This is a genomic window from Rahnella perminowiae, assembly GCF_019049695.1.
GTDB classification, from domain to species: domain Bacteria; phylum Pseudomonadota; class Gammaproteobacteria; order Enterobacterales; family Enterobacteriaceae; genus Rahnella; species Rahnella perminowiae.
Genome location: NZ_JAFMOT010000113.1, coordinates 1 through 1,468 on the forward strand (window position 1 = coordinate 1; position 1,468 = coordinate 1,468).

1 protein-coding gene and 2 pseudogenes are annotated in these 1,468 nt (G+C 38.4%); 1 reads left to right on the forward strand and 2 read right to left on the reverse strand.

The annotated features are described in order from the left end of the window. Window positions 1-962, forward strand: a 962-nt coding sequence (locus tag J1781_RS00600; RefSeq protein ID WP_217233043.1) for an SEC-C metal-binding domain-containing protein, incomplete at its 5' end; no start/stop codon positions are given. Window positions 963-1,013: 51 nt separating this feature from the next. Here the strand turns inward: J1781_RS00600 and J1781_RS00605 are convergent. After that, window positions 1,014-1,343 (reverse strand): annotated as a pseudogene (locus tag J1781_RS00605) (tyrosine-type recombinase/integrase); the annotation flags it as partial. A gap of 14 nt (window positions 1,344-1,357) precedes the next feature. Next, window positions 1,358-1,468: pseudogene (locus tag J1781_RS00610) on the reverse strand (integrase); the annotation flags it as partial.

The following is a 1,468-nucleotide window of genomic DNA, read 5'->3' on the forward strand; positions in this document are numbered from 1 at the left end:
GCGATTTAGCTTATCAAAAATTCAAAAAAATCAAACTAATCTCTCGGGTTTCTAAATGCTACATAGTTCCTATCATTTCTGAAAATTACCCAGCACTTAATTTTCAGATCCTCCAATATCTAAAAATAACTAAAACAGATAACATACCCCCGCCATTTATAATGGACGTTTTTTTATTGGATGTGCTAACTGAGTTTTTGCGTACTCCATTATATTTTTTATCTTATATAGATAGGCGCTCTTTTTACAGTGATAAAGTATTTTCTTCTCATGAGTTGACGGTTTTTTCTTTGCATTTAAAACAAAACTTATGGGTTGATGATGAGTGCGATATGTTCATGTTAGAAGATGATATATGCGCTGATCTCGATATAGCTATGCTTGTCCGGAGAAAAGGGATAACAGGAAAGGGCACACCTGATGGGATTTTAACGATGTACCAAGAGGGGTTTATTAATAAACTAATTAAATCGTTAGAGACTGAAAATCATAAGCTAGCGGTAGATTTAGGTTTTCTCATTCTTTCACTTGGCGGTGAAGCAATTGAAAACATAAATCTGATAGCTAGACAGACAGTTTGTCTATCCTCAATCGATAAAAAACATCATGATTTTTCCACAATGATTGGAGATGTCGGCTTTACTGTTCACTCTAACTATTACGATAAAAATACCGCAGAGCGACAATTGCATACACACTGCGTTAAACGAAAATATATTACTAAATTAAAAAAATGGATTGGGATACATGTTTCTCCTGAGAAATTTAGAGTGAACTATGGAGTCATGTTGGATTTTGATTGGACCTACTCTGATAAAATGGAGAGATCGATCAAACCTGCTAATATTAAAAATACAATGGTTAATGTCGGCGGTGTTATGACCTCAATAAAGAAATCGGGGCGTAATGATATATGCTTCTGTGGAAGCGGAAAGAAATTTAAAAAATGTTGCTTATCTTAAGTGCAGGGCGCTGAATAGCGCCCTCTATTACACTTTATTTACTAGGCCTCCTCACCAATTCATTAATTCACGACGATGTTCGAGATAGGTTGACCGATTATAAGCTTTCCTAACTTCATTCTTATCACTATGTGCAAGCGCTGCCTCGATTACGTCAGCATTAAATCCAGCTTCATTCATAGCCGTGCTTGCTATGGATCGCAAGCCATGTGCGACCAGTTTCCCACCATATCCAATACGCTTCAAAGCGGCATTTGCAGTTTGACTATTCATTGGCTTACGTGGATCATTTCGGCTAGGGAAAACGTACTCACGATTACCACTAATTGGGCGCATGATTTCAAGCAGTTCTAAGGCCTGTTCTGACAGAGGGACGATATGTAAGCACACCTGTTTTAGTTCCACGCACTTTTTGAGACTTCCGGGTTTTCGGCCATCAGCCGGTACTCTTCCGGCGTCAGGTTGTTCAGGGATTCATGAGGCCGCTCGTTGTTATATTCAGCCAG